At 71.1% G+C, this 2,080-nt stretch carries 3 protein-coding genes; 1 reads left to right on the forward strand and 2 read right to left on the reverse strand.

Annotated elements, in window-relative coordinates; translation table 11 throughout:
- Together pqqA and AX737_RS33795 are read right to left on the reverse strand one after the other, a co-directional pair.
- The coding region (gene pqqA / locus AX737_RS28480) for a pyrroloquinoline quinone precursor peptide PqqA (protein WP_066927226.1) at window positions 1-86 on the reverse strand (86 nt) is incomplete at its 3' end.
- 101 nt (window positions 87-187) lie between these two features.
- Window positions 188-334 (reverse strand): hypothetical protein, encoded by a 147-nt coding sequence (locus AX737_RS33795; protein ID WP_156454010.1) that lies wholly within the window; start codon window positions 332-334, stop codon window positions 188-190.
- Between the two features lie 309 nt (window positions 335-643).
- Here AX737_RS33795 and mgtE point away from each other — a divergent pair, with 309 nt between their 5' ends.
- Complete coding sequence (gene mgtE / locus AX737_RS28485) at window positions 644-2,011, forward strand: magnesium transporter (protein WP_066927224.1); 1,368 nt, start codon at window positions 644-646, stop codon at window positions 2,009-2,011.
- Window positions 2,012-2,080 lie beyond the last annotated feature (69 nt).

Genomic DNA, 2,080 nt, shown 5'->3' on the forward strand with positions numbered 1-2,080 from the left:
TTGAAGGTGTCGATCTCAGCCGATTCGTAGCTGGTGACTTCCATGCCGACGCAGATTTCTTGGACGACGGGGGCGGACCAAGCCATGGCGTTTCTCCTCTGTTGATGGAGGAAACATAGGTGATCTGTTGGGCGCAATACAAGCGGGCCCTCCACTTATATTTCTCATAGGCGGCCTGCTGCGCGCCTCAGCCAGCGTCCCCGCCCGGCCCGTCCGGCAAGGGCTGCCGGGACCCGGCGCAGGCGTCCGCGACAGCCCCCGCGCCGTCGAGGATGGCGCGCAGGGCGGCGACGTGCACGAGGTAGGCGAAGCCGGTGACGGTTCCGGCATACACGCCCCGAGCGTTCGGATGCCTGGATCGTCAAGGCGCATCGATCCCGTCCCTGCTTCGCTGTGACGGCTGGACGGCGGGGGCACGAGAGGCCGCGGCCTTGACGGTTTCCGCGCCGAGGCGCATCGGAGCCGCGCCGGCTCAGGCCGACGACTCACCCGATATCAGCGATGCCCAGCGACGGACCCGACCGACCGCCTTCGCCGAGACCCGTGATGCGCCCGCCCGCCTGAGACCCTCACGCGGGCCCTCCGCGCGCCCGGGCTCGGCCGGACGCGCGGGAGCCGTCGCCTCGAAGGCGAGGCGAGGCCGATGAACGAGATCGTCACCCCCCTCCGGGTCGAGCCCTCCGTGCTGGCGGCCCGGCTCTCCGATGAGCGCGCGCCGGACATCGTGGAGGCGCTGAACGCCGAGGCGCCCGAGGTCGCCGCCGCGATCCTGCTCGGCCTGTCGTTCGAGCGGGCGGTCGAGGTGCTGGATCAGCCCGAGCTCGCCTGCGCGGCCGACATCATCGAGATCCTGCCCCGCGACCGCGTCGCCGCCTACCTCACGGGCATGTCGGCCGACCGGGTGACGGACGTGTTCCGGGAGATCGAGGAGCCCGGCCGCTCGGACCTGCGCGCTCGCCTCGACGCCGAGACCCGCGGTGCGGTCGACCGGCTCAGCGCCTACGGCGAGGAGACGGTCGGCTCGCTGATGACGACCGAGTTCGTCACCGTGCCGGCGACCTGGACGGTCGCGCGGACGCTCGACCACATCCGGCAGGTCGAGCGCACCCGCGAGACCATCTACGCGATCTTCGTGCTCGACCCGCGCACCGGCACGCTGACGAAGGCGGTGCCGCTGCGCCGCCTCATCGCGGGCGAGCCGGGGGACAGCGTGCTCGCGGTCGCCCCCGAGCGGCGCCCGCTCAGCGTGACGCCGACCGCGAGCCGCGAGGAGGCCGCCCGCCTGATCTCCAAGTACGACCTGCTGGCCTTGCCCGTGGTCGACGCCGTCGGCCACGTCATCGGCATCGTGACGGTCGATGACATCATCGACGCGATGGTGGCCAAGCAGACCCAGGACGTGCAGCGCTTCGGCGGCATGGAGGCGCTGCCCGAGCCCTACATGGAGATCGGCTTCTTCACGATGATCCGGAAGCGGGCCGGCTGGCTCTGCGCCCTGTTCCTCTCCGAGATGCTGACGGCATCCGCCATGCAGGGCTTCGAGGGCGAGTTGGAGCGGGCGCTCGTGCTGACGCTGTTCATCCCGCTCATCATGAGTTCGGGCGGCAATTCCGGCTCGCAGGCCACCTCCCTGCTGATCCGCGCCCTGGCGCTCCACCAGATCCGCCTGCGCGACTGGTGGCGGGTGGCTCTGCGCGAGCTGCCGACCGGGCTGGTCCTCGGCGCGATCCTGGGCACCATCGCGGTCGCCCGCATCGCGATCTGGCAGGAGGCCGGGCTCTACGATTACGGCCCGCACTGGCCTCTGGTCGCGGCGACCGTCGGCGCGGCGCTCGTCGGCATCGTCACCTTCGGCTCGCTCGCGGGTTCGATGCTGCCCTTCGCGCTCCAGCGCGTCGGCTTCGATCCGGCCACCGCCTCGGCGCCCTTCGTGGCGACGCTGGTCGACGTCACCGGGCTGGTGATCTACTTCTCGGTGGCGCTGGTGATCCTGCGCGGCACGCTGCTGTGAGGCGCCGCGGCGGGTGGTGCGGACGGCGGGACTCGAACCCGCACGGCCTTGCGGCCGCAAGATTTTAAG

This window comes from Methylobacterium sp. CCH5-D2, from assembly GCF_001556475.1.
Classification (GTDB): domain Bacteria; phylum Pseudomonadota; class Alphaproteobacteria; order Rhizobiales; family Beijerinckiaceae; genus Methylobacterium; species Methylobacterium hispanicum.